The sequence below is a fragment of the Oleiphilus sp. HI0067 genome (assembly GCF_001635735.1).
This window is the reverse complement of sequence record NZ_LWFI01001551.1, coordinates 1-955: the sequence shown is the minus strand read 5'-3', so window position 1 is coordinate 955 and position 955 is coordinate 1. Positions and strand designations below refer to the sequence as shown.

The 955-nt window shown below is 45.6% G+C and carries 1 protein-coding gene; it reads right to left on the bottom strand.

The annotated features are described in order from the left end of the window. The coding region (locus A3739_RS25330; RefSeq protein WP_068503202.1) for a DUF1329 domain-containing protein at positions 1–955 on the bottom strand (955 nt) is incomplete at both ends.

Genomic DNA, 955 nt, shown 5'->3' with positions numbered 1-955 from the left:
TGGCGAGCTCCTTTTTTGAGGTTTGCTTCTACGACATGCACTCNGTGTAATTCCCAGCGCACATACTCTGGGTTCAAGTGCCCAGGCATAACTAAGTCATCGTATTTAACACCCTCACGCCCAATCTTATAGTTATTGTACGGAATAAAGATTTCCTGAACGCCTTTATATTCCCAATCATAGCGATCAGGCGCGCCATTATACATATCTGTGTCGTCAGCGGTACGAGTATTATCCGATGAAGCAATCGGAGAATCGTAAGCTAAGTTTGGAGCACGACGCACACGGCGCTGTCCAGCATTGTAATCCCATGCTTGGCGTGCATCTTCAGACTGGTCTAATGTTTCGTGAACAAGCAAAGCACCACCAGCAAGTCGCGCAGGCGCTTTGTTAAAGGTTAAGAAATAGAACAAGATGTTATCCATTTCTTTAAAGCTTCCCTCTGGGTTATGGAAGTTAAAGAAAACCTCTTGTTGCTTGGTTATAGGCGTGAATCGGCCATCTCTTTGAACGGCAACCTCTGTGTAGCGACCTTCAAGAAAAATACCGCGCCAACGTGTTAAATGGTTCCAGATCGCTTGCAAAGCTTTGTCTTGATTGCTGCCATGAAGTATTGGAAATGGGATGCCACCGTATGCGTCATTAATTCCCACACCGCCCTTTGACAAGGTAGCGGTCGTCGCATTTTCTTTCGTATTTTGATTTACCCAATCCGGCATAGCATGTGTGCGTCGAGTTGGGTAAACATCCATTGAAAAGCTATTTGGATAAGCTTCCATCAAGGCGTATTGCCCTGGAGTCATATATTTCTCAAAGCCTGGATAGTTGCTTTTATCAATGCTGAATTTAATTTTGTCATCGGGAAAAGGATCTACATGATGGTGCCCTGCCCCTTCATATCCAGCCGGCGGCGTCTTTAGACCACCATTCCAAGCAGGTATCGTACCCGCTTCAT